Here is a 20,029-nt window from a genome sequence, read left to right on the forward strand (position 1 = left end):
CATGTTCGAGAAATTGCAGCGGGCGTTCTGGAAGGCCCTGACTCCGGATCTGGTGCCCGACCAGCCGAAAGCGACGGCCCCGGTCAAGGACGACGCCGCCTTGGACGAGGCCGTCATCGCGGCGCTGGGCGGCGCCAACAACCTCAAGACCCGGCAACGCGTGGCCCTGACCCGGGTGCGGGTGGAATTGCATGACCCGACCTTGCTCGATGCCACAGCCTTGCGTAATGCCGGCGTGCCCGGGGTGATGGCGCTGGTCGGCGGCGTGGTGCATCTGCTCGTCGGCTTGTCTCCTCTGTAGCCGCTGCCGAGCTTGCGAGGCTGCGTACGGATGCGAAGCGTCCGCAACCCAGGCAATGCGTTGCACCTGAGCCACCACGTTGGATGCCTTGGCGGGCGCTGCGCGCCCGTACGCAGCCTCGCAGGCTCGGCAGCGGCTACAGGGACGATTACGCCTGCGGCCGGTCGCCGCGCCGGCCTTACTGTTTCTCAACTGCGGGTGTATCGTATTCGCCTTTTGCGGGCCCCGGCCCGCCGCGGATACGTGAGGTAGTTGAGTCCATGTCCTTTACCCGTCGACAGATACTCGGTGGTCTGGCCGGTCTTGCAGTGGTTGGCGTGGGCGCCGGCGGCGCGGCGCGTTACTGGCTGGGCAAGATGGCCGACGCCGAGGCGGGCCACGATTATCAACTGATCGCCGCGCCGCTGGACGTGGAACTGGTGCCGGGCCACAAGACCGAAGCCTGGGCCTTCGGCCCGTCCGCGCCGGGCACCGAGCTGCGGGTGCGCCAGGGCGAGTGGCTGCGGGTGCGCTTCATCAACCACCTGCCGGTGGCCACCACCATCCACTGGCATGGCATCCGCCTGCCGCTGGAAATGGACGGCGTGCCTTACGTCTCGCAATTGCCGGTGATGCCGGGCGAATACTTCGACTACAAGTTCCGCGTGCCGGATGCCGGTAGCTACTGGTACCACCCCCACGTCAACAGCAGCGAAGAACTGGGTCGCGGCCTGGTTGGCCCGCTGATCATCGAAGAGCGCGAACCCACCGGCTTCAAGTACGAACGCACCCTGAGCCTGAAAAGCTGGCATGTGGATGAAGCAGGCGCCTTCGTGCCTTTCAGCATTCCCCGCGAGGCGGCGCGTGGCGGCACGGCGGGGCGCCTGTCGACCATCAATGGCGTGTCCCAGGCAGTGGTGGAGATCCCGGCCGGGCAGATCACCCGCGTGCGCCTGCTCAACCTCGACAACACCCTGACCTACCGCATCAACATTCCGGGTGTCGAAGCGCAAATCTACGCCCTGGACGGCAACCCCATCGAGCCGCGGCCGCTGGGCAAGGAATACTGGCTGGGGCCGGGCATGCGCATCTGCCTGGCGATCAAGGCGCCGCCGGCCGGTGAAGAATTGTCGCTGCGCAACGGCCCGGTGCGCCTGGGCACCTTGCGTTCGGTGGCCAACAGCGATGCGCCGACCGAGTGGCCGCCGGCGTTGCCGGCCAACCCGATCGCCGAGCCGGACTTGGATAACGCCGAGAAGCTCAACTTCAACTTCGAGTGGGTTGGCTCGGTCTCGGTGAACGTGGACAATGGCAAGCCACCGAGCCTCTGGCAGATCAACGGCAAGGCCTGGGACATCACCGACAAGACCTGCGCCGACCGCCCGATCGCCACGCTCAAGAAGGGCCAGAGCTACATTTTCGAATTGAAGAACATGACTCAGTACCAGCACCCGATCCACTTGCACGGCATGAGCTTCAAGGTCATCGCCTCGAACCGCAAGAAGATCACCCCGTACTTCACCGACACCTACCTGCTGGGCAAGAACGAGCGTGCCCGGGTGGCGCTGGTGGCGGATAACCCGGGGGTGTGGATGTTCCATTGCCATGTGATCGACCACATGGAAACCGGCCTGATGGCCGCCATCGAGGTGGCCTGATGCGGCAGATTCGCCCCGCCCGGATCATCGATCGCAGCCGCGACCAGGACTTCATGCGTGAAGCCCTGGCCCTGGCCGCCCAGGGCGCGGCCCTGGGCGAGGTGCCGGTGGGTGCGGTGCTGGTGCAGGACGGGGAAATCATCGGTCGCGGCTACAACTGCCCGATCAGCGGCAGCGATCCCAGCGCCCATGCGGAAATGGTCGCGATCCGCGCCGCGGCCCAGGCGCTCGACAACTATCGCCTGCCCGGCAGCACCCTCTACGTGACCCTGGAGCCGTGCAGCATGTGCGCCGGGCTGATCGTGCATTCGCGTATCGCCCGGGTGGTGTACGGCGCGCTGGAGCCCAAGGCGGGCATCGTGCAGAGCCAGGGGCAGTTCTTCAGCCAGGGCTTTCTCAACCATCGGGTATTGGTCGAGGGCGGGGTGCTGGCCGAGGAGTGCGGCGCGGTGTTGAGCGAGTTTTTCAAGGCACGCCGGGCCAGTCGCAGCTGAGTCCCTGCCTCTGTAGGAGCGAAGCTTGCTCGCGATGACGCCAGCCCGGGCCATGCATACCTCGAACCTGGCGTGACGCTTGAAATCGCTATCGCGGGCAAGCCTCGCTCCTACACGGTGTGGGGCATTTACTTCCTGGCGACAATCACCGCGCGCATCGGCGCCGGCAGGCCTTCGATGGTCTTGCTGTGGTCGTTCGGGTCGAGGAAATCGCTCAGCGACTGGTACTTCATCCACTCGGTGCCGCGCTGCTCCTCGATGCTGGTCACGCTCACATCCACGCAACGCACATCGCTGAAGCCGGCACGACGCAGCCACAGTTCCAAGGCCGGCACCGACGGCAGGAACCACACGTTACGCATCTGCGCGTAGCGGTCTTCCGGCACCAGCACCTGATGCCGGTCGCCTTCCACCACCAGGGTTTCCAGCACCAGTTCGCCGCCCTTGACCAAGCAGTCCTTGAGCGCGAGCAAATGCTCGATCGGCGAGCGACGGTGGTAGAACACGCCCATGGAAAACACCGTGTCGAAGCCTTCCAGGTTGGGTGGCAGATCTTCGAACGGGAACGGCAGGTGCCACACCGCGGGCTCCGACAGGTAACGCTGCACCGCCTGGAACTGGCAGAAGAACAGCCAGTTCGGATCGACGCCGATCACGCTGTGGGCACCGGCGCCGAGCATGCGCCACATGTAGTAGCCGTTGCCGCAGCCGACATCGAGGATGCGTTTGCCTTGCAGGTCGAGGTGCTTCGCGACCCGCGACCATTTCCAGTCCGAGCGCCATTCGGTGTCCACATGCACGCCGAACAGGTCGAACGGGCCCTTGCGCCAGGGCGACAGGCCCATCAGCGCGCTGCGCATCTGGGCGCGGGTGGCGTCGTCGCAATCGGTATCCAGGGTCAGTCCGTTGAGCAGGTCGACCGTGCTCGGCTGGATCTTCGGCAGCGCGTCCAGCGCGCTCTGCCAGCGCTCCAGGTCGCCGTGGCCCTTTTCCATCTTGGTGTCGAGTTGCGCTTGCAGGGTGTTGGCCCAGTCGGCCAGCGGCGTACCGGCCAGACGGCGGGCTAGGGGGGACAGATCAATCATGGCAAGGCAATCAACGAGGCAAAGTTAAGACACTGGAACCACGGCACGACTTTCGAGAACCCGGCGGCCAGCAGGCGTTCGCGGTGTTCTTCGAGGCTGTCGGGCTTCATGACGTTTTCGATGGCGCTGCGCTTCTGGGCGATTTCCAGTTCGCTGTAGCCGTTGGCGCGCTTGAAGGCGATGTGCAGGTCGGTGAGCAGCGCATGCTCCTTGGGGTCGTTGAAGCGCAACTTCTCCGAGAGGATCAGCGCGCCGCCGGGCAGCAGCGCCTGGCGAATGCGCCCGAGCAGGGCCAGGCGCTGTTCGGGGGCGATGAATTGCAGGGTGAAGTTCAGCGCCACCACCGAGGCGGGCTGGAATTCCAGGGCGAGGATGTCGCCTTCGATCACTTCGACCGGCAACAGCTCCTGGAACATCGAGTCCTGGCCGTTGAGGTACTCGCGGCAGCGCTCGACCATGGCCGCCGAGTTATCCACCGCGATCACCCGGCAGCCGTCGGTGCGCACATGGCGGCGCAGGGCTTGGGTCACGGCGCCGAGGGACGAGCCCAGGTCGTAGAGCACGCTGTTGGGCTGGGCGAACTGGGCGGCGAGTACGCCAAGGTTCTCGACAATGGTCGGGTAACCCGGCACCGAGCGCTTGATCATGTCCGGGAACACCCGCACCACGTCCTCGTTGAAGGCGAAGTCGGGCACCTGGGCCAGGGGCTGGGCGAAAAGGCGGTCGGGTTCTTTGCTCACGGCGGTTCCAGCGGTGGAGATAGAAAGAGGGGCGGCATTTTAGCCAAGTTGGCGCGGCGATGCGCGGTCTGTCTGATAAAGCGCGGGGACCGGTCGTAAGACCACTGCGTGGTCTATCGCGAGCAAGCTCGCTCCTACATGGAATGATTCCCCCCTGTAGGAGCGAGCTTGCTCGCGATAAGTCCCTTAAGGCTGCTGCGGGACGATCAGATCTCGCGCTTTTTCGCGGTAAACGCCGACGCCGCGATCCCCCATTGCCCCAGCCAGTAACTGAGGATGATCAGGTAGGGCGCGGCATCGAAGGCCACCACAAAACGGCTGATGCCGATCACGCTGTCGGAGAACACAAAGGCCACGGCGCCGGCGGCGGCCAGTTGCGCCGAGCGCTTGGGCACCTCGCTGCCCAGGCGAGCCAGGGCGCGCCAGAGCATGGCGCTGATAGCCAGGCCGTAGACGATCACTGGCACCAGCAACGGGCCGAGGCCATGGCTGATCAGGATGCCCAGCAACGCCGCGCCGACGACCAGGGCCAGCAGCAGGGGCAAGGGCGCCAGGCGCCGGCAATCGCTGGTATAGGCCTTGAGATAGGCCAGGTGCGCGACCAGGAAGGCCCCGAGGCCGAACACGAACAGGTCGGCGGGCCAGGCCAGCAGCACGTCGCCGAGCAGGGAGAACAACAGGCCGAGGCTGATCCAGCGGCGATAGTCGCTGGGGGGCGCATCGTGCAACCAGCCGAGCAGGGCCAGCACCGGCAGCGGCTTGACCAGCAGGCACAGCAGGGTGGCGTGGATGCTCAGGCCGTAGAGGAAGGTCACCGCGCCCATCAGCGCCAGGATCAGCCAGCCCATGTCATTTGACCGAAATGGCGCAGTCGAAGGCTTTCACCGGCGCGACTTCCGGGGCCCAGGGCTGTTGATAGGTCAGCAGCAGGCGCCCGGTGCCGGCGGCGAAGGCCTGGAAGCGCCAGGTGGACTGGCCGGCGCTGCCCACCAGGCCACTGTCTTCGGGGTTGCTGTAGACCTCGGGGCTGATTTTGCGCAGCACGCCGCCGGCCGAGTCCTGGATCGCCCAGCGATAACCCGTGGTCGGGTTGCTCGGCAGGGTCAGGATCAGGTTTTGCCCGTTGCTCAGTTGCACTGGGCATTCGCTCTGGTTCTCGACCGTGACGTTGTGCTTGGGTTGGCTGGCGCAGGCGGCGAGCAGGGCGAGGCTGAGGGGCAGCAACAGACGAATCGGTGACATGGGTCAGAAAGCTCCGGTCATGACAAAGGGCGAGCATAACCGAAGATTGAGGAATATGTGGTGGGCTAGCGATTCTGTAGGAGCGAGGCTTGCCCGCGATGGCCTCGCTGCGGTGTGCCTGGCATACCGCAGCGTTTAGATCGCGGGCAAGCCTCGCTCCTACAGGTCTGCGTTTAGAACAGCACTTTCGCCACATCGGCGAAACGCTTGGCAAAGTGCACGGTGATGCCTTCCTTGAGGTAGTCCGGCAGCTCTTCGAAGTGGCCGCGGTTGGCTTCCGGCAGGATCAGCTCGTAGAGCTTCTGCCGGCGCGCCGCGATGACCTTCTCGCGCACCCCGCCGATGGGCAGGACATGCCCGGTCAGGGTCAGCTCGCCGGTCATGGCCACGCCCTTTTTCGGCGGCTGGTTGCGTGCCAGGGACAGCAGGGCGCTGGCCATGGTCACCCCGGCGCTCGGGCCATCCTTCGGCGTGGCGCCTTCCGGCACGTGCAGGTGGACGAATGCCTCGTCGAAGAACTTGGCATCGCCACCAAATTGCTTGAGGTGCGAGGTGACGTAGCTGTAGGCGATTTCCGCCGACTCCTTCATCACATCGCCCAATTGCCCGGTGAGCTTGAAGCCACGGTTGAGGGTATGAATCCGCGTGGCTTCGATCGGCAGCGTGGCGCCGCCCATGCTGGTCCAGGCCAGGCCGGTGATCACCCCGGTGCCGCTGAGCACCTGCTCGTTGCGGAACACCGGCATGCCCAGGGACGCCTCCAGGTCTTTCGGGCCGAGCTTGATCACCGCGTCCGGTTCTTCCAGCAGCCGCACCACGGCCTTGCGCACCAGTTTGCCCAGCTGTTTTTCCAGCTGGCGCACGCCGGCCTCGCGAGCGTAACCATCGATCACCGCGCGCAGGGCCGCGTCGCTGATACTCAGGTTAGCCTTGGACACCCCCGCCTTTTCCAGCTGCTTGGGCCACAGGTGGCGCTTGGCGATGGCCAGTTTTTCCTCGGTGATGTAGCCCGACAGGCGAATCACTTCCATCCGGTCCAGCAACGGGCCGGGAATCGAATCCAGGGTGTTGGCGGTGCACACGAACAGCACTTTTGACAGGTCCAGGCGCAGGTCCAGGTAGTGGTCGAGGAATTCCACGTTCTGTTCCGGGTCGAGGGTTTCCAGCAGCGCCGAGGCCGGGTCGCCCTGGTAGCTCTGGCCCATCTTGTCGATCTCGTCGAGCATGATCACCGGGTTCATCACCTCGACGTCTTTCAACGCCTGCACCAGCTTGCCCGGCAGGGCGCCGATGTAGGTGCGGCGGTGGCCCTTGATCTCGGCCTCGTCACGCATGCCGCCGACGCTGAAGCGGTAGAACGGCCGGCCCAGGGATTCGGCGATGGACTTGCCGACACTGGTCTTGCCCACGCCGGGCGGGCCCACCAGCAGCACGATGGAGCCGCTGATCTCGCCCTTGTAGGCGCCGACCGCGAGGAATTCGAGGATCCGGCTCTTGATGTCGTCGAGCCCGGCGTGGTGCTGGTCCAGCACCTTGCGCGCATGCTTGAGGTCGAGCTTGTCTTCGCCGTACACGCCCCAGGGCACCGCGGTGGCCCATTCCAGGTAGTTGCGGGTGACCGCGTACTCCGGCGAGCCGGTCTCGAGGATCGACAGTTTGTTCATTTCCTCCACGATGCGCTTTTGCGCTTGAGGAGGCAGGACCTTGCCAGCCAGGCGCTGCTCGAACTGCTCGATGTCGGCGCTGCGATCGTCCTTGGTCAGGCCCAGCTCCTGCTGGATGACCTTGAGCTGTTCCTTGAGGAAGAACTCGCGCTGATGCTCGCCGATCTTGCGATTGACCTCGGCGGAAATCTCTTTCTGCAGGCGCGCGACCTCGACTTCCTTGCGCAGCATCGGCAGGACTTTTTCCATGCGCTTGAGCATCGGCACGCAGTCGAGCACTTCCTGCAGTTCGTTGCCGGTGGCCGAGGTCAGCGCGGCGGCGAAGTCGGTCAAAGGCGACGGGTCGTTGGGGCTGAAGCGGTTGAGGTAGTTCTTCAGCTCTTCGCTGTACAGCGGGTTGAGCGGCAGCAGTTCCTTGATCGCGTTGATCAGTGCCATGCCGTAGGCCTTGACCTCGTCGGTCGGCTCGCTCGGCTGGTGCGGGTATTCGACCTCCACCAGATAGGGCGGGCGATGGTGCTTGAGCCAGGTGCGGATGCGCACGCGGGTCAGGCCCTGGGCCACGAACTGCAGCTTGCCGTTCTCGCGGCTGGCGTGGTGCACCTTGACCAGGGTGCCGTACAGCGGCAGGGCCGAGGTGTCGAAATGGCGTGGGTCTTCCGGCGGGGTGTCCATGAAGAACAGCGCCAGGGAATGGTGTTCGGACTTGCTCACCAGCTCCAGGGTTTCGGCCCAGGGTTCTTCGTTGACGATCACCGGCAAGACTTGCGCGGGGAAGAACGGCCGATTGTGGATCGGGATGATGTAGACCTTGTCCGGCAGATTCTGCCCGGGCAGGGCCAGGCCCTTGCCGGAGGACGTATGGAGTTCGGCGTTTTCCGGGTCGGCGTATTCACTCATGGTTTCAGGAAGTTCTTGCTGGTCGCTCATGGGGCACCTGCGCAATGGGGTATGCCAGGTTAGATGGGGCAGGTGACGAGCGGTTTCAATGGTGCCCGGGCCGGATCAATTATTTCAGTCCTTGTCACCGCAACGCAGTGCAGCCTCCAAAGCGCTGATTGTGAGGCTGTCATTTCTGCGCAAGAACGTTGGTAAATTGGCGGTGACAAAAAAATGACTTTATGAACCCCCTGATTTTATTGCGTGATCTTCTTCTCTTGGCAGTCTAATCTGGACCGATTGAATGTTGTCAGGAAAATGGCATTTATTTGACGCATCTTTAGCTGCCCAGAGGGACGCGTAATGATCAAAGGACTTTTCAGCGGGGAGCGGCGGGTGTCGCCGTGGGGGTGCAGGGGCGACAACAGTGAGGTCGCGGCGACGAGAGCCGTCTCATGAAGTGGCGCCATACGTTCCAGGTAAGGATCACTGGGGTATTGGCGTTGTTGCTGTTGATCGTGATCGGGGTGGTGTATTTCGCCGTCAAGGCCGCGACCAATCATGCGGTGGAAAACCAGGCGCAAGTGCAGCTGCAAACCGGCGCCCGGGTCTTCGAACGCCTGCTCGAACTGCGCGGTCGGCGCTTGCGTTATGGCGTGGACTGGCTGGTGGTGGACTCGCAGTTCCGTGAGGCGGTGATCAGCGGCGACTCGCGGGCGATTCTCGAGGCGCTGCGTCAGCATGGCACTGGCACCCGCGGCAGCGAGCTGTTCGTGCTCGGCGCCGAAGGCACGGTGATCGCCAGCACCCTGGGGGCGATCGCCGAGCGTGAGCATTTCCCCTACGACCGAGCATTGCGCACGGCCCTGCGGCAGAACAAAAGCATGTTGATCGTCGCGCTCAAGGGCCAGCCTTATCTGCTGGTCCAGGGGCAGATACTGACGCCGATGCACATGAATCGGGTGGTCATGGCGTTTCGCATGGACGACCTGTTCGCCAGCGAATTGCGCTCCATGAGCAACCTGGAGGTGTCATTCCTCACCCTGCAGGACGGGCGCGCGGGGGAGCTGTTCAGCACTCAGCCGGATATTTTCTGGGCGACCATCATCACCACCCTGCGCAATGCGTCCTGGCGCGCGCGACCACAGCTGAGCGATGCCCACGGCAAGCGCTTCCTCAATCAGGCCCTGCAACTGGCCAATACCGACGATCCCGACGACCCCAAGGTTCTGGCGTTGCTGCAAAGCCCGCTGGATCACGCCTTGCAGGCCTTTGCGCCGCTGGACCGCGAGTTCCTGGTGATTGCCCTGGTGGCGCTGGTGGTGTCGCTGGCCGGCGCCCTGTTCATGGCGCGGCGGGTGTCGCGGCCGTTGAATGTGCTGGCCGATGCCGCCCAACGCATCGGCGCCGGCAACTACCAGGTGCCGGTGGTGCTCAAGCGCACCGACGAGTTCGGCTTGCTGGCCGAGGCGATCAACGCCATGCAGAGCGGGATTGCCAGCCGCGAGCTGCAACTGGCCCACAACGCCCTGCACGACCCCCTGACCGGCCTGCCCAACCGGGCGCTGGCCATGGAGCGCCTGAGCAACGCCATCAGCGCCGGGCGCAAGGTGGTGCTGCTGTACCTGGGCATCGAGGACTATCGGGCGATCAACGAAGGCCTGGGCCCGGAAGGGGTGGAGCAGATGATGCGCGAAGTCAGCCGGCGGCTGTCGGAGACGGTGTCCACCGGTGACACCGCCGCGCGCATCACCGCCAACGAGTTTCTGTTGCTGCTGGAAAATACCGAGATCGATGGCGCGGTGGCCATGGCCGACCGGCTCCATGCGTTATTGAGCCGGCCGCAGCCCCTGCGTGGCGATGAAGTGCAGCGCCAGGTGTGCATCGGCGTGGCGGTCTACCCCACCGACGGGCAATCGGCGGAAGAGCTGATCAGCCGCGCCGCCATCGCTCGCCACGATGCGGCCGCCCAGCCCGGTTACCTGCAGATCTACCAGCAGGACCGCGACCTGGCCCATCAGCGCCAGATCGGACTGATCCGCGACCTGCGCCGGGCCGCGGCGGAAGGTGAGCTGTTCTTGCTGTACCAGCCCAAGCTGGACCTGCGTCACGGCCATGTGCACCAGGCCGAAGCCCTGCTGCGCTGGCAGCACCCGGAGTTCGGCATGGTCTCGCCGGCGGAGTTCATCCCCCTGGCCGAGCGCACCGGCAGCATGAACAGCCTGACCCTGTGGGTGATCGAGGAGGGCATGCGGCAACTGGCCGAATGGAACATGCGCGGGCTGCATCTGCAGTTGTCGCTGAACATCTCGGCGGACGACCTGCATGGCCACGACCTGGCGGCGCGGGTGAGCGTGTTGCTGCAGCGTTATCGGTTGTCCGCTGAGCAGCTGATTTTCGAGATCACCGAAAGCGCCATCATGCGTCACCCGGAACAGGCGCTGGAGGTGTTGCAGAGCCTGCGCGACTGCGGCATCAGCCTGTCGGTGGACGACTTCGGCACCGGCTACTCGTCGCTGGCGCAATTGCAGCGGCTGCCGGTGCAGGAGTTGAAGATCGACCAGTCGTTTATCCGCAACCTCGACGAAACCAGCGGCGACGCGGTGATCGTGCGTTCCACCATCGAGATGAGCCACAACCTGGGGCTCAAGGTGGTGGCCGAAGGGGTGGAGCAGGAGCGCAGCCTGCGCCTGCTGGAGCGCTGGCATTGCGACACGGCCCAGGGCTACCTGATCAGCCGGCCGCTGACTGCCACAGCCTTCGAGGCTTGGCTGTTGAAGTCGCGGATTTCCAGCTGAGCAGCCCTGTGTGGCCGCTCCGGGCGCTGCAGCCAGAGATCTGCAGGCCCTGCTTCACGGTGTGAAGTCTGGCGCCAGAACCCTCGGCGATGGGCCGCGGCTTACTGCTTGGTGCACTCGGCGGGGAGCGCCACGACGCCGCCCATGGAGGCGAAGGCGACCATGCCGCCACTGGGCAAGATGCAATTGTATTCGCCGTTGCTGGTGCTGGCGGTGAAGTAGGTCTGGGATGCGTCGCTGCGCACATTGGAGACCGTGGTCACGGGCTTGCCGAGGGTGGTCTGGGCGCGGTTCTTGAGGTCGTCGTTGCTGGGTTTGGCAATGGCGCAACCGCCCAGGGCGAGAGCCAGGATGCCGAGCAGGGCGAGGGGACGAGCAGTGGGGTGGAGGTTCATGGTGATTCTTCCTTGGCATTGTTGTGTTTTCTACGGCGCAGCCGACCCCGACACCGCAGAGCGGCGGTGTTGAGAAGAGCGAGTGAGTGGTTGGCACTATATCGCCGGGGTGGGGGAGGGTCGATTAGCACAGATGGGCTAATGTCCCTTTGCAATTGCGGGGGCTGGGTATGGGGTCAGGGCCGGCAGAAGGTCGCCGGCCCCGGCTCGAGGTTCAGCTCAGCAGTTGTTCCTGCAGGCGCCGGCCGAGTACGTCCAGCAGGTCGCAACCATCGCGCAGGGGGATGACGCAGAGCTGGGCGAAATCCTGGAGCAGCGCCGGATTGCCGTGCAGGTTGGCGTCGCTGGCGAGGTTTTCCAGCAACTGGGCCGCGGCGCGGATGCGGTGGGCGGCGGCTTCGTGCAGCACATCCAATGGCGCCTCGGTGTCGATCAGCAAGGCGGGGATGGTGCAGTCGTTGCTGGTCAGGGCCATGTAGCGGCGGGGTGAGGTGGGTAGGGCGGGTGTATCGGAAACAACCTTTTTCATTGAACTGGCTCCAGTGCGCCCAGGGTCATCAAAAGGGTTCCTACGCCCTGTCACTGAATTGGCAGTGACAGACCAAACCATAGAGTCCGAGGCCCGGCGGGACAAGGTGATGGGAGTCGACGCGTGTTGTAGGAATTTTCGCCATAACCACTGCCACACCGATCTCGGCTCGACATTGGCCCTGTAGCCGCTGCCGAGCCCGCGAGGCTGCGATCGTCTGCGTAGCAGACGCAAGGGCGGTGTCCCCCATCAGCCTGATACACCGCGTTGTCTGGTTTAGCGTCCGCTTTGCGGCCGATCGCAGCCTCGCGGGCTCGGCAGCTGCTACATGAATCGTTATCGCCCGGGAGGCTGGTGGTGGTTGGGCGGGCCCTATCGCGAGCAAGCTCGCTCCTACAGGTATTGCACCGTCCTTGTAGGAGCGAGCTTGCTCGCGATGACGTCAGGCCGGGCAATACAAAAATGAAAGGCCGAAGAAACTCCCTCCAAACGCCACCCACAAAAAAAGGCGGCTACCCGCAGGTAGCCGCCTTTTCATTCACTGCCGGTAACGCTTATTCCGACAGTTTGTAGGCGATGATGTAGTCGCCCATCTTGGTGCCCAGCGAGCCGTGGCCACCCACGACCACCAGCACGTACTGCTTGCCATCCTTGCCGGTGTAGCTCATCGGCGTGGCCTGGCCGCCCGCTGGCAGGCGGGATTTCCACAGTTCCTTGCCGTTGTTCACGTCATAACCGCGGATGTACTGGTCCAGGGTGCCGCTGAGGAAGCCCACGCCACCGGCGGTGACCATCGAGCCGCCCATGCTCGGCACGCCGATGGGCAGGCCGATCGGTACCGGCGAGCTGTCGCGGCTGGTGCCGTTCTTGTGCTTCCACACCACTTTGTTGGTGGTCAGGTCGATACCGGCCACGTAGCCCCAGGCCGGGGCCTGGCAAGGTACGCCGAACGGCGACATGAACGGATGCATGATCACCGCGTAAGGCGCGCCGGTGTTGGGTTGCACACCGGAGGTTTCGCTTTCGCGCTTGCTGCCGGCGGCGACTTCGGCGCGCGGCACCAGCTTGGAAACGAAGGCCATGTAGTTCGGGCTGGTGAACAGCAGGTGACGGACCGGGTCGATCGACACGCTGCCCCAGTTGAACACACCGACGTTACCCGGATAGACCAGGCTGCCCTGGATCGACGGCGGGGTGTACTGGCCTTCGTAGCGCAGTTCCTTGAACTGGATGCGGCACAGCATCTGGTCGAACGGCGTGGCGCCCCACATGCCTTTTTCTTCCAGCGGCGGCGGCAGCAGGTTCAGGTCCGAACGGGCCTGGGTCGGCGCGGTGTGGTCACCTTCGACCGCACCGCCCGGCGCCGGTACTTCCTGGATCGGCACGATCGGGGTGCCGTCGCGACGGTCCAGCACATACAGGCTGCCTTGCTTGGTCGGCTGAATCAGCGCCGGCTTGATGCCGTCCGCGGTCTTCATGTCCACCAGGGTCGGCTGGCTGCCCACGTCCATGTCCCACAGGTCATGGTGGGTGAACTGGTAGTTCCAGCGCAGCTTGCCGGTGTCGATGTCCAGGGCCACGGTGCCGGCGCTGAACTTCTCGGCGCCCGCGGTGCGGTTGCCGCCCCATTGGTCAGGCATCTGGTTGCCCAGCGGCAGGTAGACCAGGCCCAGCTTCTCGTCGACGCTGGCCAGGGACCACATGTTCGGCGAGTTGCGGGTGTAGGTCTGGCCTTCCGGCAGCGGCGTGGTGACGTCGGGGTTGCCGGCGTCCCAGTTCCACACCAGGTGACCGTCGTGCACGTCGAAGGCGCGGATCACGCCGGACGGTTCGTTGGTCGACTCGTTGTCGGTCACGTGGCCGCCAATGATCACCAGGTTACGAGTGATGGCGGCTGGCGACGTCGAGTAGTAGCCGCCCGGGGTGAACGGGCCGATACCGGCCTTCAGGTCCACGGCGCCTTTGTTGCCGAAGTCTTCGCAGACCTTGCCGGTGTCGGCGTTGATCGCGATCAGGCGCGCGTCGGCGGTCGGCAGGAACAGGCGACGCGGGCAGCTGGCGGCGATCGCCTGGCCGGCGGCCGAGAGGCTGGCCGGGGTGCTGATGGCGTCGCTTTTGTTGAAGCTGGCTTCGTCGTAGTACGACACGCCGCGGCAGGTCATGTGTGCCCAGCCACGGAAGTCATCGCCGTTCGGGCCCTGGATTTTCGGGTCGAAACGCCAGATTTCCTTGCCGGTGTCCGGGTCCAGCGCCAGCACCTGGCTGTGGGCGGTGCAGGCATAGAGCATGCCGTTGACCTTCAGCGGGGTGTTCTGGTTGGTGATTTCCACCGGGTCCTTGGCGGTCGGCATGTCGCCGGTGCGGATGCGCCAGGCTTCCTGCAGTTTGCCGATGTTGGCCGGAGTGATCTGGGTCAGCGGCGAGTAGCGGTCACCGAACTCGGTGCGGCCATACGCCTGCCAGTCGCCTTCGGGCATGGTCGGCGCGGCGCTGGTGGTGTCGGCGCTTGCACGGCCCAGTTCGCCCGAGATCTCGCCCGGGTGGGTGAACTGGCTGTTGATCGCGGCACCGCCGGCCAGGACCACGGCCACGCCCAGTACCGCGGTGCTTACAGGCGCCGGGCCGTTGCGCAGCAGCGGACGACGGAACCATGGCAGCAGCAGAACCACGCCCAGGGCAAAGAACAGCGACAGGCGTGGCACCAGTTGCCACCAGTCCAGGCCGACTTCCCACAGCGCCCAGACGGAGCTTAAGAACAGCACCACCCCGTAGACGAGCAGCGCGGCACTACGACCGGCCAGCAGCAGGATGCCGCTGACGATCAGGCCAATACCGGCCAACAGGTAGTACAGCGAGCCGCCGAGCATGCTCAGCTTGATCCCCCCGGCCAGCATGGCCAGGCCCATTAGCAGCAGCAAGATGCCGAGCAGGCTCGGCAGCAGGCGGCTCGGACTTGAAGCACCCTCAGTGCTCATAGTGTGGTTCTCCGTGACGTTTAAGGTAGTCCCGCGCTTGTTCACTGTAGATGACGATCAGGCGCGGGCATGGTTCAGCAGTGTTTGGGAAAAACAGTTTTATTCAGATTGGGCGCGTTGCCGGTGCGCCTCAGAACGAGCTCTGGATCTTGATCCCGCCGATCAGCGCGTCGTCGACCTTGTCCACGCCACCCGGGTGGCGGATGTATTGCAGGTTCGGGCGCACGGTCAGCCAATTAGTGACATGCACGCCGTAGTACAGCTCGGCGCTGTATTCGGTGTCCTGGGGCGGCAGGTAGGCCGGGTTGTCGTAGTCCTGGATGAGGTTGGCCTGGTTGCTCGCTTCGGCGTTCTTGCGGTAGGCCGGGTTGACGTGGACCCGGGCCATGGCGAAACCGATGTCGTCCTTGGCGCGCGCATCGAACAGGCCCTTGTAGACCAGGCCGGCCTGGACGTAGTTGTCGATGGCGTTGGTCTTCTTGTCGTGCATCGTCGCGTTGGCGAACAGGCTCAAGCCGCGCGAGTGGTCGCTGGCCAGGCTGGTGATTTGCTGTTGCGCGCCCAGCCACAGGCCGTGCTTGCTTGAACTGCTGCGATAGGCCTCGCCGCTCAAGGCCGCCGGCTGGCCGTTGCTGTCTTTGTACACGTCGCTGGCCTTGGCGCTGCTGTAGTAGTAACCGGCGCGGTATTCACCCGGCAGCCCGTTGAGCTTCGGCGTCCACACCAGTTCCACTGGCAGCAGGGTGCCCTGGGTGCCGCTGCCGCTGAGCTTGAAGCCATTGCCGCGCTCGAGGTTGGACGGGTTCTGTTCAAAGGCGCCGATCTGCGCGTAGAGCTCAGGGGTCAGGTGATATTTGACCCGCAGCGCCCACTGGCTGACCGGCCAGTTGTACCAGACGCTGCCGGCCCAGTTGCCGACCTGGGAGCCGCAGAACGCCAGGTTCTGGAAGTCGCAGGGGAAGCTGTTGAAGTCTTCGCCCTGGCCGAACCGACCGACCTTGATGTCGAGTTTCTGGTCGAAGAATTTCTGCTGGTACCACATCTGCGTCAGGCGCCAGGTCTGGCCGCGGCCCCAGACTTCCTGGGCCGAGGTGAAGCCACCGACCCGCGGGTCGTTGATGCGGTCGTTGCTGATGTTGTCGCCGTCGCGCTTGGTGATGGTCAGTTGGAACTCGGCATCGTTCCAGCCGAGGATCTTGCCCAGGTCCAGGTGGCTGCCGAAGGCGAACTGGTCGCTGAAGCGCGCGGTGCGGTCATGGTCGTAACCGCCATGCAGGTTGGCGCCCATTTCGCCGACGAAGTCGATCTTGAAGTCGTAGCCTTTTTTCGCCAGCTCGGTGCGGTTGCCATTCCAGTCGCCGAGCATCCACGGGGACTCGCTGTCGAAGGCCGGCGCGGCCTGGGCGCAGGTAGCCAGGCCGAGGGCGCTGAGCAGGGCCATGGTTTTCTGACTGGCGGAAGGGTGAAAGACAGCGCTGTCTTTGAGAGGCTTGAAATTAGGCATAAGTTGTCAGGTAAGGGCTTTTTATAAGTGGTCAGAAACAGGGGGTATCGCGCATTGCGAACCTTGGGGATCGAAAGCGGTAGCCACTGTTTTAAGGAAAAAAACGATTCAGCGTTGGGGGCGTAAGGATAAAGCGCCTCCTCTTGGAGAGAAAGCGCTTTTAGTGACATGAATCATTTCGGATTTGGTAACAGTGTGTTTTTTCTTTCCGTTTGTATTCGGCACGGAACTACCGTCAATCTTCGTGGGTTTCTCCCACTTCAATAGGGCAAGTCGTTCTACTTTGAATAACTTGCTCCTGTGTCGGTCTGGCTCAACCGTTTCAGACTTCTTTTCTCCAGCCGGAGAACGTGATGGACGTTCCTTCTTCCTCTTTGTCCTTGATCTCAATCTTGTAAGTACCGCCGCCCACCACGCCGTCAATCAGGGCCTTTTCATCGTTGGCGCGTAACTCGGCGCCTTTTGCCTGCTCCTGGTAAAACTTCACGACCTCGGAGAACGGCGCATAGGTTTGCAACAAGACCTCGAAATCATGCCGTGGCCGGCCGGCCAGTTCGTCGTAGTCTCCGTAAATCGGCGCGCCTTTCAGGCCCGGGGTGGTGAAAAAACCATCGACGCCCGCGCCCACCAGGTGGGAGTCTTTGGGTAACAACGCAAGCATCGCCTTGGGGAAATCCGCAGGCAGTTGCGAGGCATTCCAAGATGCTTTTTTCGGGTCAGTGGTGATGTATTCGACCGTGGCAATCTTTTGTGCGTTGGCACGTGCCTCGGGATCTTCACTTTCGGCCCAGAACGCGACCATTGGCGGCAACTGTTTGCTCCAGGCAATGATTGGCTCGGCGTCACTCTTCTGGGCGTCTTTGGCCTGGAAGATAGTCAGCACGGTTTCGGGCCCCGGATTGCAGGACAACGACTCTGTCTTCGATTTGACGGTGCAGTGTCCATTCACCAGGCCTACGGCGATCAACTGCCCCTTGTCGTTCAACAGCAGCGCGGCGCGCTCATCGCCGTGATCGTGATCCATGGCCGTGAGCATTTTGCGCCCGGTAGGCACGCCCTCTTTGAATGTCGAGAACTCTGAATCCAGGGAATCCAGTACTTGCGTCACGATCATGGAGCCGTCGCTGGTGAAACTGCCGGTGGCGTAGCCGATGAAGTCAATCAGGGCCGCGCGAACTGCCGGATCTTCATTGAGCTGTGGCGGTCGGGCGGGGGCAGGGGCATCGGTGAGCAGCAGCACGGTTGTGCCATCTGCGCGTTTTTCCGAGTGAAGTGACAGTGCGGTGGCGTCAAGCGAGAGGGTGAGTGCTAAAAGCAAGGCGAACGGGCGTGTGAGGGTAAACAAGGGGCAGTCCTTTACTGGGTGGAGATCCGTTTTTTCGGGAGGCCGGTGTGGAGGGCAATGTTCCGTCGTACAGGGGCTGTACTCGACCCTGGTAATGCCAGGCACCGGCGTAATCGCGCGCATTTTGCACCTGTCACGGCATGGCGGTACAGGCCGGGATTGCAGAGCGTCCTGCAAGCCCGGCGCTGAGGGGGAATCAATGGGAGGGGGGAGAGGAAAATCGCAGCCCGAAGGCTGCGATTTTGGGGAGGGCTCAGAAGGTGGTGCGCAAGCCGACCTCGATGCTGCGCCCCTGGGCCGGGGCGATGTCGCGCAGGATCGAGCTGGCGTAGCGCACGGTCTGGTTGGTCAGGTTCTCGCCCTTGACGAAGGCCAGCCACTGGCTGCTGCCGATGTCGAAGTGGTAACCGGCGCTGGCGCCCAGGGTGGTGTAGCCGTCGGTGCCGCTTTCGTTGTCCGGCACGCGACGCTGGCTGGCGGCGTGTTCGACATCGATGCGCGCCTGCCAGCGATCCAGTTCCCACAGCAGGCCGCTGTTCAGGCGCAGCGGCGCGATGCGTGGCAGGGCTTCACCGTTGTCCAGATTCTTGGCGCGGGTGTAGTCGCCGGACAGTTCCAGGGCGAACTTGCCGTAGGCGCTTTCGCCGAGCTTCCAGTGGTCCTGGGCCTCGATCCCGGCAAACCGCGCGCGGACCCCGGAGTAGGTGTATTCCGGCATGCCGCCTGCGTCTTCCTCGCCTTCATCGTTGAGGGTGCGTCCGCTACCGAGCAGCCCGATGTAGTTGGAGAAGTGGCTGTAGAACACCCCGACGCTGCCTTTGTGGGTGCCGTTGTCGAAACGCAGGGCCAGGTCGCTGGACACGGCTTTTTCTTTCGACAGGTTGGCGTCGCCGACTTCATAGGTGCCGGTGGCCACGTGGGCACCGTTGGCATACAGCTCGTAGAAGGTCGGCGCGCGTTCGGTGTAGCCCAGGGTGGCGGCCACGGACCAGATCGGCGTCAGGGTGTAGACCGCGCCGGACGACAGGCTGCCGGCGGTGAAACTGTTGGAGCTGTCGGCCTGGCTGAAGCGCTCGTTGCCTTTGCTGTCCGGGTCGACTCGGGTGTGTTCCAGGCGCCCGCCGAGGCTGAGTTTCAGGCGCTCGGAGGCCTGCAATTCTTCGAGGATGAACAGCGCGGCGCTGTCGGTATCGGTCTGGGGCACGAAGGCTTCTTCGCCGAGCGCAGAAAACTCGCTGCGGCTGACCTGGGTGCCGATCACCCCATTGAGCGGGCCGAGGGGCTGGTGGCGCGCTTCGACCCGGGCTTCGTAACCCTTGTTCTTGAAAATGGTGCCGGTCTCGCTGCCTTCGATTTCGCGGTGCTCGTAATCGGTGTAGCCGGCGTCGAATTTCAGCGAGCTGAAAGGGCCGTCGAGGTTGCGCAGTTCCGAGGCGAAGGCATAGTGATCCTGCTTCATGCGGATGCGCACGTCGTCTTCGGCGGGCGAGCCGTAGTTGGAGTCGTAGTTGCTATAGGACAGCCCGGCGTAACCGTCGTCCCAGGTGTAGGAACCGCCGATGGCGCCGCCGTCCTGGCGGCCGTCGCTGTTGCCCAGGCGGCCTTTTTTGCCGTCGCCATCTTCACTCGCTGGGGCGTGGCGGCTGCGGGCGTAGCCGGGGATTTTCAGGTCGTTGAACTGCCGCGAGTTGGCGTCCAGGTGCAAGGCGAAGGTGCCGTTGCCGGCTTCCAGCTTGCCCGCGCTGCTGCGGGTGGTGTCGGCACCGCCATAACGCAATTCACCGGCACCGTGGATGCCTTCGATGGCTGCGGTGGGGATGCGGTTGTCGAAGGTGTTGACCACGCCGCCGATGGCGCTGCCGCCATACAACAGGGCGGCCGGGCCGCGGACGATCTCGATGCGCTCGACGTTGACCGGGTCCAGCGGCACGGCGTGGTCGTAGGACAGCGACGACGCATCCAGGGCGCCGACACCGTTGCGCAGCAGGCGAATGCGATCGCCGTCCAGGCCGCGAATGATCGGCCGGCTGGCGCCCGGGCCGAAGTAGGACGAAGACACGCCCGGCTGTTTATTCAGGGTTTCGCCGAGGCTGCCTTGTTGTTGCAGGGTCAGCTCGTCGCCTTCCAGTACCGTGCTCGGCGCTGCCGTTTGCTGGCTGCCCAGGGGGTTGGCGGTGATGACCTGCGGTTGCAACTCCAGGGCGTGGGCCTGGGAGGCGAACAGCAAGGCGGCGGACAGCGGCGTCAGGCGCCAGAGTAAGGAGCGAGAAGGGCGGTGGGCAGAGAGGGACATCGGTCATTCCTTGGCAAGCGCGAGGCTGTGCGCTTTGAGTCAAAAGAGAACAGGCGTGACACGGCGAGGTGTCTGGATCAGGGGTTTGTTTTGTATTGATACAATATAACATCTCTTTCTGCGCAAAAAGAAAGGAACTTTTTCAGGA

At 63.9% G+C, this 20,029-nt stretch carries 15 protein-coding genes; 4 read left to right on the plus strand and 11 right to left on the minus strand.

Annotated elements, in window-relative coordinates; genetic code table 11:
• Position 1 precedes the first annotated feature (1 nt).
• The 3 genes from J4E58_RS11260 to tadA all read left to right on the plus strand — a co-directional run bounded on the left by J4E58_RS11260 (position 2) and on the right by tadA (position 2,432).
• Entirely contained in the window at positions 2-301 is a 300-nt protein-coding gene (locus J4E58_RS11260; RefSeq protein WP_053262493.1) for a PTS transporter subunit EIIB, read from the plus strand.
• A gap of 260 nt (positions 302-561) precedes the next feature.
• Complete coding sequence (locus tag J4E58_RS11265; RefSeq protein WP_007929587.1) at positions 562-1,938, plus strand: multicopper oxidase family protein; 1,377 nt, start codon at positions 562-564, stop codon at positions 1,936-1,938.
• A complete protein-coding gene (gene tadA / locus J4E58_RS11270; RefSeq protein ID WP_087090071.1) occupies positions 1,938-2,432 on the plus strand; it encodes a tRNA adenosine(34) deaminase TadA in 495 nt (164 codons plus the stop codon). The genes J4E58_RS11265 and tadA overlap by 1 nt, the downstream gene beginning before the upstream one ends.
• Before the next feature lie 128 nt (positions 2,433-2,560).
• Here the strand turns inward: tadA and cmoB are convergent, their stop codons facing one another.
• The 5 genes from cmoB to lon all read right to left on the minus strand — a co-directional run bounded on the left by cmoB (position 2,561) and on the right by lon (position 8,093).
• Complete coding sequence (gene cmoB, locus J4E58_RS11275; protein WP_007929591.1) at positions 2,561-3,517, minus strand: tRNA 5-methoxyuridine(34)/uridine 5-oxyacetic acid(34) synthase CmoB; 957 nt, start codon at positions 3,515-3,517, stop codon at positions 2,561-2,563.
• Positions 3,514-4,257, minus strand: coding sequence for a carboxy-S-adenosyl-L-methionine synthase CmoA (gene cmoA, locus J4E58_RS11280; RefSeq protein ID WP_087090073.1), 744 nt, complete (start codon positions 4,255-4,257; stop codon positions 3,514-3,516). Before cmoA ends, cmoB begins: the two co-directional genes overlap by 4 nt.
• Before the next feature lie 206 nt (positions 4,258-4,463).
• Positions 4,464-5,105 carry a lysoplasmalogenase gene (locus tag J4E58_RS11285; RefSeq protein WP_087090075.1) on the minus strand — a complete coding sequence of 214 codons (642 nt, stop codon included), beginning with the start codon at positions 5,103-5,105 and terminating at the stop codon, positions 4,464-4,466.
• A 1-nt stretch (position 5,106) separates the two neighbouring features.
• Positions 5,107-5,499 (minus strand): protease inhibitor I42 family protein, encoded by a 393-nt coding sequence (locus tag J4E58_RS11290; RefSeq protein WP_007930776.1) that lies wholly within the window; start codon positions 5,497-5,499, stop codon positions 5,107-5,109.
• A 173-nt stretch (positions 5,500-5,672) separates the two neighbouring features.
• Entirely contained in the window at positions 5,673-8,093 is a 2,421-nt protein-coding gene (gene lon / locus J4E58_RS11295) for an endopeptidase La (RefSeq protein ID WP_087090077.1), read from the minus strand.
• A 404-nt stretch (positions 8,094-8,497) separates the two neighbouring features.
• Between lon and J4E58_RS11300 the strand changes: the two genes are divergently transcribed.
• On the plus strand, positions 8,498-10,840 hold the full coding sequence (locus J4E58_RS11300; protein WP_087090078.1) for a bifunctional diguanylate cyclase/phosphodiesterase: 2,343 nt from the start codon (positions 8,498-8,500) through the stop codon (positions 10,838-10,840).
• A gap of 101 nt (positions 10,841-10,941) precedes the next feature.
• Here the strand turns inward: J4E58_RS11300 and J4E58_RS11305 are convergent, their stop codons facing one another.
• The 6 genes from J4E58_RS11305 to J4E58_RS11330 all read right to left on the minus strand — a co-directional run bounded on the left by J4E58_RS11305 (position 10,942) and on the right by J4E58_RS11330 (position 19,881).
• Positions 10,942-11,235 carry a hypothetical protein gene (locus tag J4E58_RS11305; protein WP_007930783.1) on the minus strand — a complete coding sequence of 98 codons (294 nt, stop codon included), beginning with the start codon at positions 11,233-11,235 and terminating at the stop codon, positions 10,942-10,944.
• Between the two features lie 214 nt (positions 11,236-11,449).
• Entirely contained in the window at positions 11,450-11,764 is a 315-nt protein-coding gene (locus tag J4E58_RS11310) for a hypothetical protein (RefSeq protein ID WP_087090081.1), read from the minus strand.
• Between the two features lie 554 nt (positions 11,765-12,318).
• Entirely contained in the window at positions 12,319-14,739 is a 2,421-nt protein-coding gene (locus J4E58_RS11315) for a glucose/quinate/shikimate family membrane-bound PQQ-dependent dehydrogenase (RefSeq protein WP_087090083.1), read from the minus strand.
• A gap of 130 nt (positions 14,740-14,869) precedes the next feature.
• Positions 14,870-16,243: a carbohydrate porin gene (locus J4E58_RS11320; protein WP_087090085.1), complete on the minus strand. Its 1,374-nt coding sequence runs from the start codon at positions 16,241-16,243 to the stop codon at positions 14,870-14,872.
• A gap of 322 nt (positions 16,244-16,565) precedes the next feature.
• Positions 16,566-17,588 carry a hypothetical protein gene (locus tag J4E58_RS11325; RefSeq protein ID WP_087090087.1) on the minus strand — a complete coding sequence of 341 codons (1,023 nt, stop codon included), beginning with the start codon at positions 17,586-17,588 and terminating at the stop codon, positions 16,566-16,568.
• A 253-nt stretch (positions 17,589-17,841) separates the two neighbouring features.
• Complete coding sequence (locus J4E58_RS11330; RefSeq protein ID WP_087090089.1) at positions 17,842-19,881, minus strand: TonB-dependent receptor; 2,040 nt, start codon at positions 19,879-19,881, stop codon at positions 17,842-17,844.
• Positions 19,882-20,029: the final 148 nt, after the last annotated feature.

Source organism: Pseudomonas sp. FW305-25, assembly GCF_017351415.1.
GTDB lineage: Bacteria > Pseudomonadota > Gammaproteobacteria > Pseudomonadales > Pseudomonadaceae > Aquipseudomonas > Aquipseudomonas chlororaphis.

What these genes read in the sequence shown, in the direction of transcription:
- J4E58_RS11260 (WP_053262493.1), top strand. Translation starts at nt 2, where the DNA reads ATGTTCGAGAAATTGCAGCGGGCGTTCTGGAAGGCCCTGACTCCGGAT.
- J4E58_RS11265 (WP_007929587.1), top strand. Translation starts at nt 562, where the DNA reads ATGTCCTTTACCCGTCGACAGATACTCGGTGGTCTGGCCGGTCTTGCA.
- tadA (WP_087090071.1), top strand. Translation starts at nt 1,938, where the DNA reads ATGCGGCAGATTCGCCCCGCCCGGATCATCGATCGCAGCCGCGACCAG.
- cmoB (WP_007929591.1), bottom strand. Translation starts at nt 3,517, where the DNA reads ATGATTGATCTGTCCCCCCTAGCCCGCCGTCTGGCCGGTACGCCGCTG.
- J4E58_RS11285 (WP_087090075.1), bottom strand. Translation starts at nt 5,105, where the DNA reads ATGGGCTGGCTGATCCTGGCGCTGATGGGCGCGGTGACCTTCCTCTAC.
- J4E58_RS11290 (WP_007930776.1), bottom strand. Translation starts at nt 5,499, where the DNA reads ATGTCACCGATTCGTCTGTTGCTGCCCCTCAGCCTCGCCCTGCTCGCC.
- lon (WP_087090077.1), bottom strand. Translation starts at nt 8,093, where the DNA reads ATGAGCGACCAGCAAGAACTTCCTGAAACCATGAGTGAATACGCCGAC.
- J4E58_RS11300 (WP_087090078.1), top strand. Translation starts at nt 8,498, where the DNA reads ATGAAGTGGCGCCATACGTTCCAGGTAAGGATCACTGGGGTATTGGCG.
- J4E58_RS11305 (WP_007930783.1), bottom strand. Translation starts at nt 11,235, where the DNA reads ATGAACCTCCACCCCACTGCTCGTCCCCTCGCCCTGCTCGGCATCCTG.
- J4E58_RS11310 (WP_087090081.1), bottom strand. Translation starts at nt 11,764, where the DNA reads ATGAAAAAGGTTGTTTCCGATACACCCGCCCTACCCACCTCACCCCGC.
- J4E58_RS11315 (WP_087090083.1), bottom strand. Translation starts at nt 14,739, where the DNA reads ATGAGCACTGAGGGTGCTTCAAGTCCGAGCCGCCTGCTGCCGAGCCTG.
- J4E58_RS11320 (WP_087090085.1), bottom strand. Translation starts at nt 16,243, where the DNA reads ATGCCTAATTTCAAGCCTCTCAAAGACAGCGCTGTCTTTCACCCTTCC.
- J4E58_RS11330 (WP_087090089.1), bottom strand. Translation starts at nt 19,881, where the DNA reads ATGTCCCTCTCTGCCCACCGCCCTTCTCGCTCCTTACTCTGGCGCCTG.